At 55.4% G+C, this 20,954-nt stretch carries 11 protein-coding genes; 2 read left to right on the top strand and 9 right to left on the bottom strand.

Annotated features, from left to right (window positions below):
- Window positions 1-5: 5 nt before the first annotated feature.
- The 9 genes from CI601_RS04130 to CI601_RS04095 all read right to left on the bottom strand — a co-directional run bounded on the left by CI601_RS04130 (window position 6) and on the right by CI601_RS04095 (window position 18,448).
- Window positions 6-2,906, bottom strand: coding sequence for a hypothetical protein (locus CI601_RS04130; protein WP_259465309.1), 2,901 nt, complete (start codon window positions 2,904-2,906; stop codon window positions 6-8).
- Window positions 2,907-3,224: 318 nt separating this feature from the next.
- The gene (locus CI601_RS04125) at window positions 3,225-6,086 is read right to left on the bottom strand and encodes a hypothetical protein (RefSeq protein WP_229132602.1); all 2,862 of its coding nucleotides are present in this window, start codon (window positions 6,084-6,086) and stop codon (window positions 3,225-3,227) included.
- Between the two features lie 419 nt (window positions 6,087-6,505).
- Window positions 6,506-9,367 (bottom strand): hypothetical protein, encoded by a 2,862-nt coding sequence (locus tag CI601_RS04120; protein ID WP_259465308.1) that lies wholly within the window; start codon window positions 9,365-9,367, stop codon window positions 6,506-6,508.
- Window positions 9,368-9,784: 417 nt separating this feature from the next.
- The gene (locus tag CI601_RS08540) at window positions 9,785-11,146 is read right to left on the bottom strand and encodes a hypothetical protein (RefSeq protein ID WP_259465307.1); all 1,362 of its coding nucleotides are present in this window, start codon (window positions 11,144-11,146) and stop codon (window positions 9,785-9,787) included.
- A 111-nt stretch (window positions 11,147-11,257) separates the two neighbouring features.
- Window positions 11,258-12,649, bottom strand: a complete 1,392-nt coding sequence (locus tag CI601_RS08535; protein ID WP_259465306.1) for a hypothetical protein — start codon at window positions 12,647-12,649, stop codon at window positions 11,258-11,260.
- Window positions 12,650-13,129: 480 nt separating this feature from the next.
- Window positions 13,130-16,009: a hypothetical protein gene (locus tag CI601_RS04110; RefSeq protein ID WP_259465305.1), complete on the bottom strand. Its 2,880-nt coding sequence runs from the start codon at window positions 16,007-16,009 to the stop codon at window positions 13,130-13,132.
- Between the two features lie 247 nt (window positions 16,010-16,256).
- Complete coding sequence (rdgB, locus tag CI601_RS04105) at window positions 16,257-16,943, bottom strand: RdgB/HAM1 family non-canonical purine NTP pyrophosphatase (RefSeq protein WP_121914403.1); 687 nt, start codon at window positions 16,941-16,943, stop codon at window positions 16,257-16,259.
- 36 nt (window positions 16,944-16,979) lie between these two features.
- A complete protein-coding gene (gene rph / locus CI601_RS04100) occupies window positions 16,980-17,744 on the bottom strand; it encodes a ribonuclease PH (RefSeq protein WP_024627656.1) in 765 nt (254 codons plus the stop codon).
- A 65-nt stretch (window positions 17,745-17,809) separates the two neighbouring features.
- Window positions 17,810-18,448 (bottom strand): Pr6Pr family membrane protein, encoded by a 639-nt coding sequence (locus tag CI601_RS04095; RefSeq protein WP_024627655.1) that lies wholly within the window; start codon window positions 18,446-18,448, stop codon window positions 17,810-17,812.
- Between the two features lie 106 nt (window positions 18,449-18,554).
- Here CI601_RS04095 and CI601_RS04090 point away from each other — a divergent pair, with 106 nt between their 5' ends.
- Together CI601_RS04090 and CI601_RS04085 are read left to right on the top strand one after the other, a co-directional pair.
- The gene (locus tag CI601_RS04090; RefSeq protein ID WP_121914401.1) at window positions 18,555-19,901 is read left to right on the top strand and encodes a nicotinate phosphoribosyltransferase; all 1,347 of its coding nucleotides are present in this window, start codon (window positions 18,555-18,557) and stop codon (window positions 19,899-19,901) included.
- A complete protein-coding gene (locus CI601_RS04085; protein ID WP_121914400.1) occupies window positions 19,901-20,920 on the top strand; it encodes an aldo/keto reductase in 1,020 nt (339 codons plus the stop codon). The genes CI601_RS04090 and CI601_RS04085 overlap by 1 nt, the downstream gene beginning before the upstream one ends.
- Window positions 20,921-20,954: the final 34 nt, after the last annotated feature.

The raw sequence follows: 20,954 nt of genomic DNA, 5'->3' as shown, positions 1-20,954 counted from the left end.
CGAAATCAGTATCGGCTTTCCTGCCTGTTCCTCAGGCAGGCCACAAAGCCAGCCAGACCCAGTATCAACATCAACAGGATCTTGAGCACGGAAAGCGGCCATCCTCCGGCGAAGGGCAGGGATGAGGTGGAGGGCCGGAATTCCAGCCCATGCGACACCGCAGCCGACTCGTTTCCTCCCTGGAAGTTGCCGCTTTGAGGATCACTGCTTTCAGCATCATCGGAGGCAACCTGAGCGGTGAATTTTCCCTGATTGATGCCCTCAGGCGGAGTCACCTGCCACGAACCCTGGTCTCCCACGGCGACATCGGTGCTGCCATTGCCGGGCCAGGTTATATGGACCATGGTGCCTTTGGTCTCAGGAACCTTAGTGTTGCCGTTGACATACTTATAGGCCTTGCCCGCCACTTGGAAGACATCGTACCGCTGCAGGGTCAGAGTAGTTGGCGTCATGTCGACCGTCCGGTTGATGGAAGCCGGATCCGAAGGGACATTCAGAGGGTTGATCATCTTGACCTGGAAGGTATATTTCTCTGTCTCGTCGTCACCGTTGTAGCCGGTGAACTTGTCAGCTGGTATGTTCAAGGTCCAGGACCAGGTGGAAGCCGTCGTCTTGACAATATTGAGCACAGAGCCCGATGTCGGATTCGTGGCGGAAGACTTGGTGCCGGCTGCTGCATCCCGCTGGAAGGTGTTGGCCGGAGTGGTCAGCAAGGGCGTCCAATCCGAAGCAGTGTTCTGCTTCATGGAAACGGCCATCCTGGAATCAGTCATCCCCAGTCCTCCCGAGGACCAGGCCGTATATATAGGTGAAACAGTCCCTTTGACGGTGACGACCGAGTTTGCCGGCAGAATCCCATTTTTCGTATGGGGCACTGTGACAGAGAGCTTGCCATCCGGAGCATTCTCGTTGGAGACGAAATAGGCTGTGCCTATGTTCGAGAAGAAGGAGGTCAGGCCGAACCCGGAGGCGGACTCAGTCACCCAGGCATGGTAGCGCCTGTAACCGTTGTACTTGTTGCCCGGATCCGGCGACGGATACTGTTTATTGGTGTCCTGTATCTGCCAGGACCCTCCCTGTTTGCTCTTGGGATCGACCCTGCATACGGTCTCTCCCAGCTTGAACCCCCAGGAGTCCGAGCTTTTCACCAGATCGTCACTGCTCTTGTTCTGCCCCTCCTTGAAGGGATTGCCAGGATCCTCCCCGAACAAGGTAACCGTGTTGGGATGTGTGTCATCTTTGGAGGGAGTGCACTCACCGCTGACCACAGGATCAAGATTGCCGGTATAGACGCTTCCTGAGGCATTCAAGGAACCGTCAGTATCATTCTGGATGTTGGTGATCGTCGGATCATCAGGACGAGGCACATCGTACTTATAGAATGCAGTATCGATAGCCCATCCCGCGTCCAAATTCGTGTTTTTCTGAGCTGCAGGCATGTCGTCTGTTATCCCAACAAGACCATCCTGTTGCGGGTCATATATCTTAGTGGTGACTTCAGGAGTGCTTGCCGTCGGCTTGCACTGGGTGCCATCGTCATTAGTAGTGACAGGCCAAGTAACTAATTTGAAATAACCATCGAGCTGCTGATACTCTTGAGCTTTCTTGAAGTCGATTGAACCGTCAGGCAACTGGGCGGGCATGGGGTTCCCATTCTTATCAGTTGCATACAATTCGTTCGAATTGCCCGAACTTGTTGGCAGATTGTACGCAGTGTTGTCATTGACCTGATATTGAAGACCCCAGGAACTGGTCAAGCCATTCACGGCTGGCTTCTGACCTGTTACTAGCACCGGTTTAGGCGTCAACGCATCGACAGGAACCCATTGGCTATCCTTCTGTCCTACCCATTGGTAGTAATAAGAGTTGGTCGTGGAGCATATTCCACCTGCGCTGTTATTTCCACGCAAATTGAACCAATACACAAAGAAGGATTTGGGGGGCGCCACTCCTGGAACCGGCTTATCTCCTATAGGAAATCCATAATCCGTTACCATGCCCCAATTGGCCTGGTGACCGCCATAGAGAAGGGGATTGTTGTTCCAGCCAACCCAGGAACCAGGCCCGCTGCACTTCGGATGCGGACTATCACCTAGGCAGGTGCCCATATACAACTTGATGCCCTTACCCTGGTCTGCAGTGATATTGGCAACTCTGTCTTGCACATTACTACTGATAGTGCTGGGATCGAAGGTGCAGTCATTCGTAGTGTAGTCCCATGGAGAAGTCCATGGGGAACTTCCGCACAACAACGTATTGTTTTGCTGACCAACGATTGCGTAGACGTTCAAAGGTTCCGGATAACCGCCAGTGACGTAATATTTCGGATCATTGGAGGTATCCATATAGGACAAATCACCTTCTATGGATACAGCAAGAAAATCATATAAACCAGAGTTGATTACTTTATGAACCGTAAAGAACTCGTCCTCGTTTTCCGCCCATTGCTGAGCACCGCCAGTAGGGTCGTTAGGGTTTGTCGAAATAGTATTCAGATACCGTATCCTGCGATAGTGGGACGGATTTTGTGCTCCTTCAAACTGATATGCGAAAGACAAATTGCAGTTTACTGAATCATAAGGAGAAGTATCACGCATCGGCACGCATTGCGGATCGAAATCGTTGTGTCTCACGCGCAGAATGAAGTCCATACGCAGCTCATCCTGGTAGGAATCAATCTTGTCGTTGTAGGCCAACATCTTATAGAGTAGCGGCTTCCGGCTTGCCGTCTCATCTTGCCCATTAATGGCATTGGCCTGACTGGCCGACAAAGCGCTCAGCCCTAGCGGAACAACCATGGCCAGGGTCGCCAGAAGAGTAATCAAAACAGCGACTATAGGGCGATCCACATGCCGTGGACCCTTATTGCCCCTTTCATGCAATCGGTTCAACACGCTACCCCCCACACCACTATGCGACCATCTTCAGGGTCAGATGGACTGCACACTTGATTTGTCGCCAGTGCAGACCACGAAACCCTAGAGCACAAGTACTGCATCTTCACTTATGACATCTTCTTTTTCCCTTTTACATGCTTTAAGAGTACCGAGACTGAAAGCGTGATCTGGGATTCAAACAAGGGTGTTTCGTGACCGTCCAGAGTCTTGACTAAACACAGTCTGCATTGGTGGGATGGGGGTCGGTTGAACAACGGCAGAACCCCCTCCCCACCCAGCCTTTCAACTTCATGAGGTGGGGGCGGGCCCTGGCTTATACTTTCGGGATCAGTGGCGGCTCTCCTGCCTGTTTCTCAGGCAGGCCACGAAGCCGGCCAGGCCAAGGGCTATCAGCAGCATGATCTTGAGCACCGAAAGCGGCCATCCGCCGGTCAAAGGCAAAGCCGAGTTGGAAGGCCGGAACTCCAGCGCGTGAGATACCGAAGCTGACTGGTTTCCGCCCTGGAACCTGCCCTGGGCGTCAGCACCTTCGGCATCGTCGGAATGCACCTGGGCAGAGAACTTACCCTGGTTGATCCCCTCGGGAGGAACCGCCTGCCATGAACCATGATCCCCCACAACCGCATTTGTGCCGCTGCCGCCGGGCCAGGTCACATGCACCACGGTGCCCTTGGTCTCGGGAACCTTTGTATCACCGTCCACGTACTTGTAGGCTTTGCCCGCCACCTGGAAGACGTCATACCGCTCCAGGACCAGAGTAGTCGGCGTCATGTCGACCTTCCGCTCAATGGACGCCGGCTCTGACCGGCTGCTCGTCGGGTTAACCATTTCAACGCGGAAATCATACATTTGCTTCTCGTCGCTGCCGTCGTAGCCGCTGAACCTGTCAGCGGGTATATTCAGCGTCCAGGACCATGTGGATGCCGTTGTCTTGTTCAGGCCCAGCGTGAGGCCCGTCGCAGAATCTTCCACGGAAGACGTGGTGCCGGCTGCTGCATCCCTTTGGAAGGTGTTGGCCGGAGTGGTCAGCAAGGGCGTCCAGTCCGAGGCGGTCTTCTGCTTCATGGAAACAGCCATACTGGAATCCGTCATCCCCAGCTCTCCTGAGGTCCAGGCCGTATATACAGGAGACGCCTCGCCATTGAACACAACAACTGAATCCGCCGGCAGGCTCCCGTTGACGGTATGAGGCACAGTGACCGCGAGTTTGCTCGCATCCGGTGTGTTCTCCTCGGAGACGAAATAGGCCGTCCCAACGTTCGAGAAGAAGGAGGTCAGACCGAACCCGGAGATAGACTCGATCACCCAGGCATGGTACCGCCTGTAGCCGCTGTACTTGTTGCCTGGGTCCGGTGAAGGATACTGCTTATTGGTGTCCTGTATCTGCCAGGACCCTCCCTGCTTGCTCTTGGGATCGACCTTGCAGACAGTCTCGCCCAGCCTGAACCCCCACGTGTCCGCGGCTTTCACCAGGTCCCCGCCATTCGAACGCTGCCCACCCGCAATCGGATTGGCAGGATCCTCGCCATAGAGAACAACCTTGTTGGGACGCGCAGCATCCTTGGAGGGCGTGCACTCACCACTGACCACCGGATCAAGCTTCGACGTATACACGCTCCCCGAAGAATCGAGAGCACTGTCGGCATCGTTCTCAATCTTCGTGATCGTCGGATCATCAGGACGAGGCACATCATACTGATAGAAGGCACTATTGATCGTCCAGCCCGCAGAAATATTTCGTTCTATATCCGAGCTGTCCATGCCGTCACGTATCCCGACGAGACCTTTTTGATCAGGGTTGTATACCTCAGGGCTGACGGTACAAGCGCTGCCGTCCCGATTCGTGGTGACTGGCCAGGTGACCATCTTGAAATAGCCATCAAGATCCTGCTTGGCCTTGGCCTCCTTGAAATCAATCCCGCCGTCAGCTTTCTGGGCAGGCATAGGATTGCCGTTCTTGTCAGTGGCAAACATCTCATTGGGATTATCCGCTTGTTGAGGCAAGTTGAAAGCCGAATACCTACTGACTTGGGCTGCCTTGCTAACCGTGGTGGTGACCGAATTGGGAGACGGCTGCTGGCCTGTTACCAGGACCGGCTCAGGAGTCAACTCATCAACAGGCACCCACTCGCTATCCTTCAAAGCCACCCATTGATAGTAATAGGAATTAGTTTCAGAACATATGCCATCAGGATTATCACTTGTACTGCCACGCACATTCAACCAATACACGAAGAAGGACCGTGCCGGGGCTGTTCCTGGAGCAGTGCCGGCGATTGCCCCAGTAGCAGTGCTCTTATAGTCAGGAAAACCATAGTCGGTTACCATGCCCCAATTAGCCTGATTGCCACCATAGAGATTTGGGTTGCTGTTCCAGCCTACCCAAGAATACGGGCCGCTGCACTGAAGATCAGCGCCCTTGCCCAGGCATGTCTGCATATACAAGGTGAAATCCTTGCCATCTGCCGTTAAGGCTGAGGTAATGTTGGATACCCTGTCCGGCGCATTAATCATGGTGTCAGGGTTAAAATTGCGACAATTATCGATTCCAGAGCTCCAACTCCATGAACTACCTGGACGAAGACAAGATAGTGCGTCGCCCTGTTTGCCAACAACTGCGTATATATTCACCGGCTCGCTGGCACCACCAGGCTGATAGTATGACGCATCAGCAGAATTCTTAAGGGCCAGATCACCCTCGATGGAAACGGTCAGATAATCATATAGACCGGAATTGATTATCGTGTGCACGGTGAAATACTCATCTTGATTTTGTGCCCACTTATATGCTCCGGACCAGGGCTGATCCGAGGATGATGCTGAAGCTATGGTGTTCAGATACTTTATTCTGCGATAAAAGGAAGTGTCATCTGACCCCTTGTACTGATAGACAAAGGCCAGATTACAACTGCCCTTGGTGTCGGCACCGTTGGTAGCATCGGCGCAAGAGGGGTCGAACTCGTTGTGCTTCACGCGCAGGATAAAGTCCATGCGCAGCTCATCCTGATAGGAATCAAGCTTGTTGTTGTAGCCCAACATCCTATAGAGCAGAGGCTTCCTGCTGGCCGTCTCATCCTGCTCATCGATGGCATTGGCCTGACCAGCCGAAAGCGCGCTCAGCCCTAGCGGAACAACCATGGCCAGGGTCGCCAGAAGGGTTACCAGAACGGCAATTATCGGACGGCTCACACCTTGTGAACCCTTAGCGCCCCGTTCTTGCAAACGCTTCAATACAATACCCCCCAAATCACAATAAAATCATGCTCTAGAACAGATCAACTCTGCTTTTGACTTACCCCCAATTAAGGCAACTGCGCATAGAGCACAACAATGCATCTAAATTTTTCTTTGCCTTTTCAAGGCTACAGAAATTAAGGGCAATATCTGGGATTCAAATCGGGTGTTTTGCAGCCATTCAAGTTCTTGACCCTGACAGGCCCGGCAACCAGCCGACGAGAAGCAATATGCTGTCTTCCCTCAGTCCGGTCCAAATTGGTTGCGAATACTGCTCCGGCAATGGCAGCAGTACAGGAATTTAAAAAACAGGGCCCGTGCTCACCTTCATGGAATGAAAAGATGAGTGCGGGTCCTGGCTTATACTTTCGGGATCAGTGGCGGCTCTCCTGCCTGTTCCCCAGGCAGGCCACAAAGCCGACCAGGCCAAGGGCTATCAGCAGCAGGATCCTGAGCACGGACAGCGGCCAGCCGCCGGTCAGCGGCAGGGAGGATGTCGAAGGCCGGAACTCCAGCGCATGCGACACCGGGGCCGACTGGTTCCCTCCCTGGAACCTGCCCTGCGCGTCAGCACCCTCAGCATCATCGGAAAGCACCTGGGCAGAGAACTTACCCTGGTTGATCCCCTCGGGAGGAACCGCCTGCCATGAACCCTGGTCCCCCACAACGACATCCGTGCCGCTGCCGCCGGGCCAGGTCACATGCACCACAGTCCCTTTGGTCTCAGGAACCTTCCTATTCCCGTCCACGTACTTGTAGGCCTTGCCCGCCACTTGGAAAACGTCATACCGCTCCAAGGTCAACGCCGTGGGTGTCATGTCGACCTTCCGCTCGATGGACGCAGGCCTTGAACGAACGTTCATCGGGTTGATCATCTCAACTTGGAAAGTATAGGTCTGCGTCTCGTCGCTGCCGTCGTAGCCAGCGAACTTACCGGCAGGGATGTTCAGCGACCAGGACCAGGTGGAATCCGCCGCCTTTGTAAGATTCAGCGTGAGGCCCGTCGTGGAATCCTCGACGGAAGACGTGGTGCCGGCTGCTGCATCCCTCTGGAAAGTATTGGCCGGAGTAGTTACCAAGCTGGTCCAATCGGAGGCAACATTCTGCTTCATGGAAATGGCCATCTTCGAATCAGTCATCCCCAATTTCCCCGACGACCAGGCCGTGTACACAGGAGATGCCACACCCTTGAACGTGACCATCGAACCCGTCGGCAGGCTCCCGTTGACCGTATGGGGCACCGTGACCGAGAACTTGCTCGCATCCGGGACGTTTTCGCCTGAGACGAAATAGGCCGTCCCGACATTCGAGAAGAACGAGGTCAGACCGAACCCGGATGTGGACTCGATCACCCAGGCATGATACCGTCGGTACCCGTCGTACTTGTTGCCTGGATCCGGCGACGGATACTGCTTATTGGTGTCCTGTATCTGCCAGGATCCTCCCTGTTTGCTCTTGGGATCGACCTTGCACTCAACTTCACCAAGCCTGAACCCCCACGTGTCTACGGTCTTCACTAAGTCTCCGCCGTTCTGGCTCTGCGCGTCACTGATGGGATTGGCGGGATCCTCGCCGTAAAGAACAACTTTGTTTGGATGCGCAGCATCCTTGGAGGGCGTGCACTCACCACTGATTACTGGATCAAGCTTCGACGTATACACGCTGCCCGAAGCATCCAAGCTGCCATCTGCATCATTCTGGATGTTGGTGATCGTCGGATCCTTGGGGCGAGGCACATCATACTTATAGAAGGCACTGTTGATCGTCCAACCCGCAGAAATATTCCGTTCTACATCCGAGCTGTTCATGCCGTCGTGTATCCCGACGAGACCCTTCTTATCAGGGTTGTATACTTCAGGGCTGACGGTACAAGTGCTGCCGTCCCGATTGGTCGTAACAGGCCAGGTGACCATCTTGAAATAGCCATCAAGACCCTGCTTGGCCTTAGCCTCCTTGAAATTGATGGAGCCATCCGAATTCTGGGCAGGCATAGGCTGACCGTTCTTGTCAGTGGCAAACATCTCATTGGGATTTGTCGGTTGTTTGGGCAAGTTGAAAGCCGAATACCTACTAGCTTGGACTTCCGCGCCTACCGTGGTAGTCAACGAATTAGGAGACGGCTGCTGGCCTGTCACCAGGACCGGCTCAGGGGTCAGCTCATCAACAGGCACCCACTGGCCATCCTTCAGAGCCACCCACTGATAATAGTACGAATTGGTCTCAGAACATATGCCATCAGGGTTATAGATAGTGCTGCCACGCACATTCAGCCAGTACGCAAAGAAAGAGCGGGGCGGAGCTACGCCAGCATCAGAGCCCGGCATTTTCCCAAGAGTAAGGCTATTGTAATCAGGAAAACCATAGTCGGTTACCATGCCCCAGTTGGACTGACTGCCTCCATAGAGTAAAGGATTGCCATCCCAGCCTACCCAAGAATACGGGCCGCTGCACTGAAGATCAGCGCCTTTGCCTTGGCATGTCTGCATATACAGGGTGAAGTTCTTGCCATTTGCCGTTAAGGCTGAGGTAATGTTGGATACCCTGTCCGGCGCATTGATCATGGTGTCAGGGTTAAAAGTGGCACAGTCATTGATTCCTGCGACCCAATTCCATGAACTACCAGGAACAAGGCAGGATAGTGCCCCTTTCTGCTGTCCAACAACCGCGTAGATATTCACCGGCTCGTTGGCCCCGCCAGGCTGATAATATGACGCATCGGCAGAATTCTTAAGCGCCAGATCACCCTCAATGGAAACAGTCAGATAATCATACAAACCGGAATTGATTATCGTGTGCACAGTGAAGTACTCATCTCGGTTTTGTGCCCACTTGTAGGCTCCGGACCAGGGCTGATCCGAGGATGACGCTGAAGCTATGGTGTTCAGATACTTTATCCTGCGATAATATGCTGGATATTCTGAGCCCTTGTACTGATAGGCAAAGGCCAGATTGCAACTGCCCCTGGTATCGGCACCACCGGTGCTATTGGCGCAGGAAGGGTCGAACTCCTTGTGTTTTACCCGCAGGATGAAGTCCATGCGCAGCTCATCCTGGTAGGCATCAATCTTGTTGTTGTATCCCAACATCCTATAGAGCAGCGGCTTCCTGCTGGCCGTCTCGTCCTGTCCATCAATGGCGTTGGCCTGACCAGCCGAAAGCGCGCTCAGCCCCAGCGGAACAACCATGGCCAGTGTCGCCAGAAGGGTTACCAGAACGACGATGATCGAACGGCGCACGTGCAGTGATCCCTTATTGTTCCGTTCCTGCAAACGCTTCAATACAATACCCCCCAAACCACAATGAAATCATGCTCCAGTGCAGATCAACTCTGCTTTTGACTCATCCCCAATTAAGCCAATTGAATGTAGAGCACAACAATGCACCTTCATTTGTCATTACGACTCAAAAGCGTACTGAGATAAGAGGCGTGATCCGGGATTCAGATAGGGTGTTTTGCGGCTGTTCAGGTCTTGCCCCTGGTAGGCCCGGCACACGGCTGGCGAGAAGTAAAATATTTTCTTCTTCCGACCGACCTGGATTAGGAGCAAATGTTGCTTTGACAGCGGCAGCGGCAGGGGATTAAAAAACAGGGCTCGCCCTCATCTCCGTGGAATTGGAAGGATGAGAACGGGCCCCGGCTTATGCTTCCGAGGTCAGTGCCCGCTTTCCTGCTTGTTCCTCAGACATGCCACGAAGCCGACCAGCCCCAATGACGACAGCAGTAGGATCCTGAACACCGAAAGCGGCCATCCGCCGGTCAAAGGCAAAGCCGAATTGGAAGGCCGGAACTCCAACGCATGCGACACCGAAGCCGACTGGTTCCCTCCCTGGAACCTGCCCTGTGCGTCAGCACCCTCAGCATCATCGGAAAGCACCTGAGCGGAGAACTCACCCTGGTTGATCCCCTCAGGAGGAGCCGCCTGCCATAGGCCTTGGTCCCCCACAGTAGCATCCGTGCCGCCACCGCCAGGCCAGGTCACATGCACCACAGTCCCCTTGGTCTCAGGAACCTTCGTATCCCCGTCCACATACTTGTAGGCCCTGCCCGCCACCTGGAAGACATCGTACCGCTCCAGGGACAGTATGGTGGGCGTAATGTCGACCTTCCGCTCAATGGATGCCGGACCCGAGCGGATGTTCATCGGATTAACCATCTCAACGCGGAAATCAAACGTCTGTGTTTCGTCGCCCCCGTTATAGCCGGTGAATCTGCCGACGGGTATGTTCAGTGTCCAGGACCATGTGGACGCTGCCGTCTTGGACAGGCTAAGCGTGAGGCCCGTCGTCGGATCCGTGACGGAAGACACCGTGCTGACCGCCGCACCCCTCTGGAAAGTGTTGGCCGGAGTGGTCACCAAGGGCGTCCAGTCTGAGGCAGTCTTCTGCTTCATCGAAACAGCCATCCTGGAATCCGTCATCCCCAGACCCCCCGAGGACCAGGCGAGATAAGTAGGTGATACTTCACCCTTGAATGTGACTGCTGAACCTGCGGGCAGGCTCCCGTTTACCGTATGAGGCACGCTGACCGAGAACTTGCTCGCATCCGGAACGTTCTCGCCCGAGACGAAATACGCCGTCCCGATATTCGAGAAGAAGGAGGTCAAACCGAACCCGGAGATAGACTCGACCACCCAGGCATGGTACCGCCTATACCCGCTGTACCTGTTACCCGGGTCCGGAGACTGGTATTGCTTGTTCGTGTCCTGTATCTGCCAGGACCCTCCCTGCTTGCTTTTGGGATCGACCTCGCACGCAGCCTCACCAAGTCTGAACCCCCACGTGTCCGAACTTTTCACCAGGTCCCCGCCATTCGAACCTTGCCCACCCACAATCGGATTGGCTGGATCCTCCCCGTAGAGAACAACCTTGTTGGGACGCGCAGCATCCTTGGAAGGCGTGCACTCACCACTGACCACCGGATCAAGCTTGGTCGTATACACGCTCCCCGAAGCATCCAAACCCGCATCCCCATCATTCTCGATCTTGGTGATAGTCGGATCGTTAGGACGGGGCACATCATACTTGTAAAACGCCGTATTAATCGTCCAACCCGCAGACAGATTTCGGTCTATATCCGAACTGTTCATGCCGTCACGTATACCGACGAGACCCTTTTTATCAGGGTTTTACACTTCAGAACTGACCGTACAAGCACTGCCATCCCGATTCGTGGTCACAGGCCAGGTAACAAATTTGAAGTAGCCGTCAAGATCCTGCTTCTCCTTGGCCTCTTTGAAATTGATGGAACCGTCCGAATTCTGGGCAGGCATCGGATTGCCGTTCTTATCGGTCGCAAAAAGCTCATCGGGGTTATTGAGATACCTTGGGTCCTTTGGACTCACGTTGAAAGCCGAATACCTGCTGACTTGATATTGCTTACCTACCGTGGTGGTGACCGAATTAGGAGACGGCTGCTGGCCTGTCACCAGGACCGGCTCAGGTGTCAACTCATCAACAGGCACCCACTCGCTGTCCTTCAAAGCCACCCACTGGTAATAATAGGAATTGGTCTCGGAACATATGCCATCAGGGTTATAGATGGTACTGCCACGCGGATTCAGCCAGTACGTGAAGAAAGACCGCGATGGGGCTGTGCCCGGATTGGTGCCATTGATACTTCCAACACTGGTGTCAGAATAGGCAGGAAAACCATAATCGGTCACCATGCCCCAATTAGCCTGATTCCCGCCATAGAGATCTGGCTGGTCATTCCACCCAATCCAAGAGTACGGTCCGCTGCACTGAAGATCGGCGCCCTTGCCCATGCAGTCGCCCATATATAGCTTAAAGTTCTTGCCGTTCGCCGTTAAGGATGAGGTGATATTCGATGTCCTATCAGGCGCGTTAATCATCGTGTCAGGCTTAAAAGTGCCACAATCGGCAATACCCCAGCCCCACGAAATACCGCCACAAGACAGTGCCCCCTGTTGTTGTCCAACGACCGCAAAGACGTTCAAAGGCTCATCAGTACCACCAGCTTTATAATCTGACACATTGCTGGAAGTATCCCTGAGATTCAAATCGCCCTCGATGGAAATGGTCAAATAGTCGTATAAACCAGAATTGATTATCGTGTGTACGGTGAAGTACTCATCTTGATTTTGTGCCCACTTGTAGGCTCCGGACCAGGGCTGACCCGAGGATGATGCTGAAGCTATAGTGTTCAGATACTTAACCCTCCGATAGTATGACTGATTTGTCGAACCAAGATACGGATATACAAAGGACAAATTACAAGCGCCCCTGGTATCGACACCACCGGAGGCATCGGCGCAAGAAGGGTCGAAATCGTTGTGTTTCACGCGCAGAATGAAGTCCATGCGCAGCTCATCCTGATAGGAATCGATCTTGTCGTTGTAGGCCAACATCCGATAGAGCAGGGGTTTTCTGCTGGCTGTTTCATCCTGTCCGTTGACGGCATTGGCCTGACTGGCTGACAGAGCGCTCAGCCCAAGCGGAATCACTATGGCCAACGTCGCCAGAAGGGTTACCAGAACGGCGATGATCTGACGTTTCATATGTTGTGGACGCTTGGTGCCCCGTTCCTGCAAACGCTTCAATACAATACCCCCCAAAATCACAATGAAATCAAGCTCTAGACCAGATCGACTTTGCTTTTGACTTATCCCCAATTAAGCCAACTGTATATAGAGCACAAAAAGCAGCTTCATTTTTTACTACGCAGCTAAGAGTACAGAAATTAGAAGCATTATTTGGGATTCAGATAAATTATTCTATAATCGGCGTTTCGCGACCGTCCACGGTCTTGACTCTGGCTGGTCTGGATTGGTTGACAGAGCGTCTGATTGGTAATGAGAAGGTTCACTGTTCGATGCTGTCAAGCAGCTCTTTCACCGAGCACCTTTGGCAACGACAGGACACACCGTAGGCACGAATAGTGTATTGGCACCCGCATGGAAGTTAAAAAAAAAACCAGGACCTGCCCTCACCTCCTAATTCCTCGAGGTGGGAACGGGCCCTGGCTTATACTTTCGGGGTCAGTGGCGACTTTCCTGCTTGTTCCTCAGGCAGGCCACGAAGCCCACCAGGCCAAGGGCTATCAGCAGCAGGATTTTGAGCACGGAAAGCGGCCAGCCGCCGGTCAGCGGCAGGGAGGATGTCGAAGGCCGGAACTCCAGCTCCTGCGACACCGAAGCCGACTGGTTCCCGCCTTGGAACCTGCCCTGCGAATCAGGGCCCTCGGCATCATCGGAAAGCACCTGGACGGCGACATCCCCCTGCTTCATCCCTTCAGGAGGAACCGCCTGCCATATGCCCTGGTCCCCCACAGCCACATCCGTGCCGGTATTGTCAGGCCAGGTCACATGCACCATGGTCCCTTTGGTCTCAGGAACCTTCGTGTTGCCGTCCACATACTTATCGGCCTTGCCGGCCACCTGGAAGACATCATGACGATCAATGGTCAGCGTGGTAGGCGTCATGTCAACCTTCCGTTCGATGGAAGCCGGGCCCGAACGGATGTTCATCGGGTTGATCATCTCAACCTGGAAGGCATAGGTCTGCGTCTCGTCGCTGCCGTTGTAGCCGGTGAACTTGTCAGCGGGTATGTTCAGCGACCAGGACCAGGTGGTAGCTGCCGTCTTGGTGAGATTCAGCGTAAGACCCGTCGCGGAATCTGTTACGGAAGGCGCGGTGCCGACCGCCGCGTCTCTCTGGAAGGTGTTGGCCGGAGTGGTCACCAGGGCCGTCCAATCCGAGGCAGCATTCTGCTTCATCGAAACGGCCATCCTGGAATCCGTCATCCCCAGCCCTCCCGAGGACCAGGCCGTATATATAGGTGAAACAGTCCCCTTGAAGGTGATTACTACATTGGCCGGCAGCGTCCCGTTGATGGTATGAGGCACCGTAACCGAGAACTTGCTCGCGTCCGGGACGTTTTCTTTTGAAACAAAATAGGCCGTCCCAATATTCGAGAAGAAGGAGGTCAAGCCGAACCCAGAGGTTGTTTCGGTCACCCAGGCGTGATAGCGCCTGTAACCGTTGTACTTATTGCCTGGATCCGGCGACGGATACTGCTTATTGGTGTCCTGTATCTGCCAGGAGCCTCCTTGTTTGCTGCCAGTGTCGGCCTTGCATTCAGCCTCGCCCAGCTTGAATCCCCAAGTGTCCGCGGATTTTACAAGATCGTCATTGTTTGCACCCTGACCATCGTTAAAGGGTTTGCTGGGATCCTCACCGTAGAGCGTCACAACATTCGGATGCGCACTGTTTTTGGAGGGAGTGCACTCACCGCTGACCACCGGATCAAGCTTGCCGGTATAGACGCTTCCTGAGGTATTCAAGGAACCGTCGGTATCATTCTGGATGTTGGTGATCGTCGGATCATCGGGACGAGGCACATCGTACTTATAGAATGCAGTATCGATGGTCCATCCTGCAGTCAAGTTCTCATCTTTCTTCGCGTCAGACATGCCATCATCGATGCCCGCGAGACCCTTGCGCATGGGGTTGTATACTTCGGGATTGACATTGCAGTTGTTGACGGTGCCGGTGTCATTCAAGTTCTTGGTCACAGGCCAGGTAACCAGCTTGAAATAGCCGTCCAGATCCTGGTCTTCCTTGGCCTTCTTGAAGTCAATGGAGCCATCAGCATTCTGAGCGGGCATAGGCTGACCGTTCTTGTCAGTGGCAAACATCTCATTGGAATTATTCGGCTGCTTAGGCAAATTGAAGGCCGAATAGGAATCAGCCGTGCCTTGAGTCCCATTAGTAGTGGTCAGCGTGTTCGGACTCGGCTGCTGGCCCTCCACCAGGATCGGCTCAGGAGTCAGATCATCGACAGGCACCCATTGGCTGTCTTTGAGACCCACCCATTGATAGTAGTATGACGTGGTCTCAGAGCATATGCCCTTACCGACATTGCCTCCCCTAGGGTTTTCCCAATACACGAAGAAAGAGCGGGGAGGCGCCACCCCGGGTCCAACAGCCTTTATTCCATGGCCGGAATCGGCAGGAAGACCATAGTCAGTCACCAGGCCCCAATTAGCCTGATGGCTAAGATAAAGATCCGGGTGGTAGTCCCAACCTATCCAGGAATAGGGACCGCTGCACCTGAGATCAGAGCTCTTGGGATCAGAACTGGCTTCATAGCAATCCCCCATATACAGCTTCATGCTCTTGCCCTGTTTGGCCAAATCATCCATGATGTTGGCTGACCTATCTTGCAGATTGCTCATCGTATTAGGGTCAAAGGGGTCACAATCATTGGTCCCATAAGCCCAGGAGCCGCCGTTACAAGACAGTGCATCTTTCTGTGAACCTACAATCGCATAGACAGTCAGGGGCTCTACATGGCCGCCGGCTTGGAAATATGGAGCAACCTCAGCCTTCGGCAGATAATTTTTTACATCAGCGGCATTATTCAATAGATCCATATCACCCTCAATGGAAACTACCAGGAAATCATACAAACCTGAGTTGATCACCTTATGAACCGTGAAAAACTCATCCTGGTTTTTTGCCCATTGCTCAGCACCGCTAGAGGTGTTGTCCGATGCAATAGTGTTGAGATACTTTACTCGGCGGTAGTGTGCTGGATTACGTGTTCCATTATACTGATATATAAAGGATAAGTTGCAAGAACCATTGGTATCAGCGCTACCTGTTTTCACACAATCCGGTTTGAACTCACCGTGTGCCACGCGCAGGATAAAATCCATACGCAGCTCATCCTGATACGAATCGTTCTTGTCGTTGTAAGCCAACATCGTGTAGAGCAGGGGTTTCCTGCTGGCTGTTTCGTCCTCTCCATCGATGGCGTTGGCCTGATTGGCCGATAGAGCGCTCAGTCCCAGCGGAACAACCATGGCCAGCGTCGCCAGAAGCGTTACCAGAACGGCAATGATCGGACGGTTCACATGAAACGATCCCTTATCGTTCCGTTCTTGCAGTTGCTTCAATACGAAACCCCCAAGTCTCGATAGAATCGTGGGTTATAACAAACTGACTTTGTTTTTGTTCGTCCCCAATACCGCTGACTGTATCACAGAGATAAAAAAATCGCACCTTCGCGTTTTCTTTACATAATTCAAGCTTAACCGGGCACTCAGGGCATGATTATCGATGTTTCGCGACCGTTAACCGTACGGAATCTATAAGGATTTATCAGCCTCTAATATGGCCATCGCCCAGCACCCAGCTGACAAGAATCGGCATGATGGCCGCCAGGGCCTTGCCCCTGTGTGAAATGGCGTTCTTTTCATCCGAGGTCATTTCCGCCGAGGTCAACGGCTGCCGGTCGCTGGCACGCCGAGGCTGATCACGGGGCACGAAGATCGGGTCGTAACCGAACCCATTGTCCCCTCGTGCCTGACGGATGATGCTTCCAGGCATCTCGCCGACCCTGGTCACTTGAGATCCCCGGACTGCGTACCCCGGCACATCCGGAACGACTAGGGCGGCAGCACAGACAAACCGACTTCCCCTGTGGTCGTCGGGAATGTCGTTCAGCTGGTTCAGCAAGAGCTCCAAGTTGGCCTGATCGTCGCCGTGGCGGCCGCTCCACCGTGCCGAGAGGATTCCCGGGGCGGCGCCCATTACATCAACGACCAGCCCTGAGTCGTCCGCCAGCGAGGGCAAACCGGACTCACGAGCGGCCTGCCCAGCCTTGATAAGAGCGTTCTCCTGAAAAGTGGTGCCGGTCTCTACCGGATCGGACAGTCCCAGCTGCCCCGCCGAAACCAGCTCAATCTTCTGACCTTCATCGGCCAGGAAACCGTCGAGTATGTGACGAAGCTCAGCTAGTTTGCCCTCGTTGTGCGTGGCCACAACCACTTTTCTGGCCTGTCCCATACCGATCCTCCTCGCTGAAAATACCTACCGTGGGCGTCAGTCAGATGCCAGAGCCTTGCGCTGAGCGGCCTGAAGCTCCTTGTTTCCTTTGGATGCCAGGTCCAGCAAGATGCCAAGCTCCTGACGATTGAAGGGACGATGCTCCGCCGTTCCCTGTATTTCTATGAAATCGCCGGAGCCGGTCATGGACACGTTCATATCGGTCATGGCCCTGCTGTCCTCCAGATAGGGAAGGTCAAGCATGGGCTTGCCATCGATGATGCCCACCGAGACGGCCGAGACACAATCCTTGGTCACCTTGTCGGCGCTACGAATGTGATGGTGGTCCTGGGCCCATCTGAGGGCATCGACCATGGCAACGTAAGCACCGGTGACCGAGGCGGTACGGGTGCCGCCATCGGCCTGAAGCACATCGCAGTCAAGCTGGATCTGATTCTCACCCAGCGCCTTCATATCCACCACACCGCGCAGGCAACGGCCTATCAGCCGACTGATCTCCTGGGTGCGGCCGCCGACCTTTCCCCGGACCGACTCGCGTGCAGTACGGTCGCTGGTGGCTCTGGGGAGCATGGCGTACTCGGCCGTGACCCAGCCCAGCCCGGAGTCCTTGCGCCAACGGGGCAGCGTCGGCGTGAAGGAAGCCGTGCACATGACCCTGGTCTTGCCGCACTCGATCAGCACCGACCCCTCGGGAGCCTCCGTCCAATGCCTGGTGATGACGACCGGCCGCAGCTCATCAGCCGCCCTGCCGTCAGGCCGCAGCACGGCACCCTCCTGAAGCATGTCCTTGATAGCAACCATCAGTGATGATCCTTTCCGTTCCGCCCAGGCTCCCCTGGTCTGGTCCCTATTATTCCGTCAGCCGTCTACCGATCAATGGTCAGCGGTGTCTTGGCCGGCAGGATGCGATCAATCAGGAAGATGACCAGCGACAGGGCAAAGAAAACAACCAGGTACTCCGCCAGGTTGACCGTCAATTGGGCCCAGCCCAGGTGCCCGAGATCCAAGAAGGCATAGGGGTAGGGATTACCGCCCGGCTCCGGTCCCGAATGAGGCCAGATGGCGGCCCGAATCAACACAAAAGCTACGTAGAAGGGGAAATAGATCAGCCAGGTCAGCACGTTGTGCCAGTGGAAGCGACGATGAGGGTCGAACAAGAGGAAGTCCACCGTTGCCAGGATGGGGCTGATGACGTGAATCATCCATGTGGTCCGGATGCCCAGGACCAGCTTGTAGTCCGTGCTATTCAGCCCCAGAACCAGGATGGCCACCAGCCCAGTGATAACAATGTAAAGCGTCAGGCAGCCCTTGAGCCAGGCGGGAGGCTGGATGCCCTTGAGCAGGGTGGCCGCTCCGGCCCAGAGCATGACCAGACCCAGGGCGATATTGGTCTGGAAGGTAAAATAGACCCACTTGTTGCCGATCCCCAGCAGCCAGGCCTCGTAGGTGCCGCCCAGGCAGAAAAAGGCGATCAGCAACCGGTAGATGCCCACGACGAATCTCATGCGGACCAGCTTAACCCGACCATAGGAGGGCAGGGCGAGCCAGTAGGTCGGCAGAGGATTAGACTGGGGGCCAACCAAGGGCTTTTCCACCCACAAAGGGGAAGATATGAACGCAGAAAACAATGGTAAGGACACCGGAACCTCGACGGCTCTGATGACCGACATGTATGAATACACCATGCTGGATGCCGCCCTGCAGGACGGTACGGCCGGGCGACGATCCGTCTTCGAGGTCTACACCAGACACCTGCCGGCAGGGCGCCGCTACGGAGTGGTAGCAGGCACTGGACGGATTCTGGATGCGCTGGCGGATTTCCACCCCAGCGAGGATGAGCTGCGCTTCCTGTCCGACCGTCACATCGTTAGCCAGACCACCATCGACTGGCTGGAACACTTCCGATTCACCGGAACCATCCGCGGCTACCGGGAGGGCGAGATATTCTTCCCCGACTCCCCCATTCTGCAGATCGAAGGCAGTTTCGGCGAGTGCACCCTGCTGGAAACGCTGATCCTTTCCATACTCAACTACGACTCGGCTGTGGCCTCGGCCGCCTCCCGCATGGTCACCGCGGCCAAGGGCCGGCCCTGCATGGACATGGGCGCACGCCGGGCCAACGAATATGCGGCCGTGGCAGCGGCCAGAGCGGCCATAGTCGGCGGATTCCAGGGGACTTCAAACCTGCTGGCGGCCAAGCTATACGGCTTCAAGGCCATCGGCACCGCAGCCCACTCATTCACCCTCCTACATGACAATGAACGCGAGGCCTTCCAAGGGCAGATCCAAGCCCTGGGCAAGGGAACCACCCTGCTGACCGACACCTACTCCATCGAGGAGGCCGTCAGGACAGCCGTCGAGGTGGCCGGACCCGAGCTGGGCGGGGTTCGTATCGACTCTGGAGACCTGGGCTCGCTGGCCCAGCAGGTCCGCGCCCAGCTGGACTCCCTGGGAGCCACCAAGGCCACCATCACCGTCACCAACGATCTGGACGAGTACGCCATCGCCTCCCTGCAGGACGCCCCGGTGGACTCCTACGGGGTGGGCACCATGCTGGTCACCGGTTCAGGGGCCCCCACCTGCGCCATGGTCTACAAGCTGACCGAGCGTGAGAACTCCGACGGAGTTATGCAGGCCGTCGCCAAGAAGTCGGTGGGCAAGGCCTCAGTGCCGGGGCGCAAGCTGGCCTACCGCTCCTACCACAACGGAGTGGCCGATGCTGAGCACGTCATCTCGGGCGCTGAGGATGCGCTGGCAGCCTATACGCCCGAGCAGGACTGGCGGGATCTGCTGGTCACCTACGTGGATCATGGCCAGGGCAAGCCAGAGTTCCAGGGTGAGCAAGCCGTGCTGGACGCCCGGGAGCACCGGGCCAAGGCCCTTAAGGAGCTGCCCATCAACGCCCTGAGCCTGATGAAGGGGGAGCCGGTCCTGCCCACCCTAGTGAGGACCATCTGATGAGCACACAATCCGAAACCTACCAGCCCGACCCGAGCCGGTACGATTCCACAACCTACCGGCCCTGTGGCGACAGCGGTCTGAAACTGCCACCCATCTGCCTGGGCTGCTGGCACAACTTCGGCGACACCACACCCCTGGATCGTATGCAGGAGCTGTGCACGACGGCCTTCGACCACGGCATCACCCACTTCGATCTGGCCGACAACTACGGGCCTGAACCGGGCGCCGCCGAACGCAACATGGGGATCATCCTGCGGCGATGCTTCAGCCACCACCGCCAGGAGCTGGTCATCTCCACCAAGGCTGGTTATGAAATGTGGCCCGGCCCTTACGGGAACCTTGGCTCACGCAAGCATCTGCTGTCCGGACTAGACCGGAGCCTGAAACGGCTGGGGCTTGACTATGTGGACATCTTCTACCACCATCGCCCCGATCCGGACACACCCCTAGAAGAGACCATGGGCGCCCTGGCTCAGGCGGTCACCAGCGGCAAGGCCCTCTACCTGGGACTATCCAACTACGACGGGCCGACCATGACACGGGCTGCGGCCATCCTGACTGAGATGCACGTCCCCTTCGTCATCAACCAGAACCGCTATTCCATCTTCGACAGAACCATCGAGGACAACGGGCTCAAAGAAGCCGTGATGAAAGAGAAGAAGGGACTGATCACCTATAGCCCCCTGGCCCAGGGGCTGCTGACCGACCGCTACCTGCACGGGATTCCCGAGGACAGCCGCATTCGGTCCGACGGTCGCTTCCTCAAGGAGTCTGCGCTGACCCCTCAGCGGCTAAAGCAGATTCAGAAGTTGAACGACCTGGCCCGTCAACGCGGCCAGAGTCTGGCAGAGATGGCCCTGGCCTGGTTGCTCAGGGACCCGGCTGTCACCTCGGTGCTCATCGGCGCCTCCAAGCCCGAGCAAATCCTGGACAATCTCAAGGCTGTCCAGTCGGCCGACTTCAGCCGGGAGGAGCTGGAGATGATCGACCGGATCGCCTTGGACAAGCAGTCCTGAAGCAACCCGGACCGCTCAATAGCGCCCAGTGGCT

Source organism: Bifidobacterium sp. wkB344 (assembly GCF_003688305.1).
Classification (GTDB): Bacteria; Actinomycetota; Actinomycetes; order Actinomycetales; family Bifidobacteriaceae; genus Bombiscardovia; species Bombiscardovia mizhiensis.
Note: the sequence above shows the minus strand (reverse complement) of the source record. Positions and strands in the feature narration are given on the sequence as shown.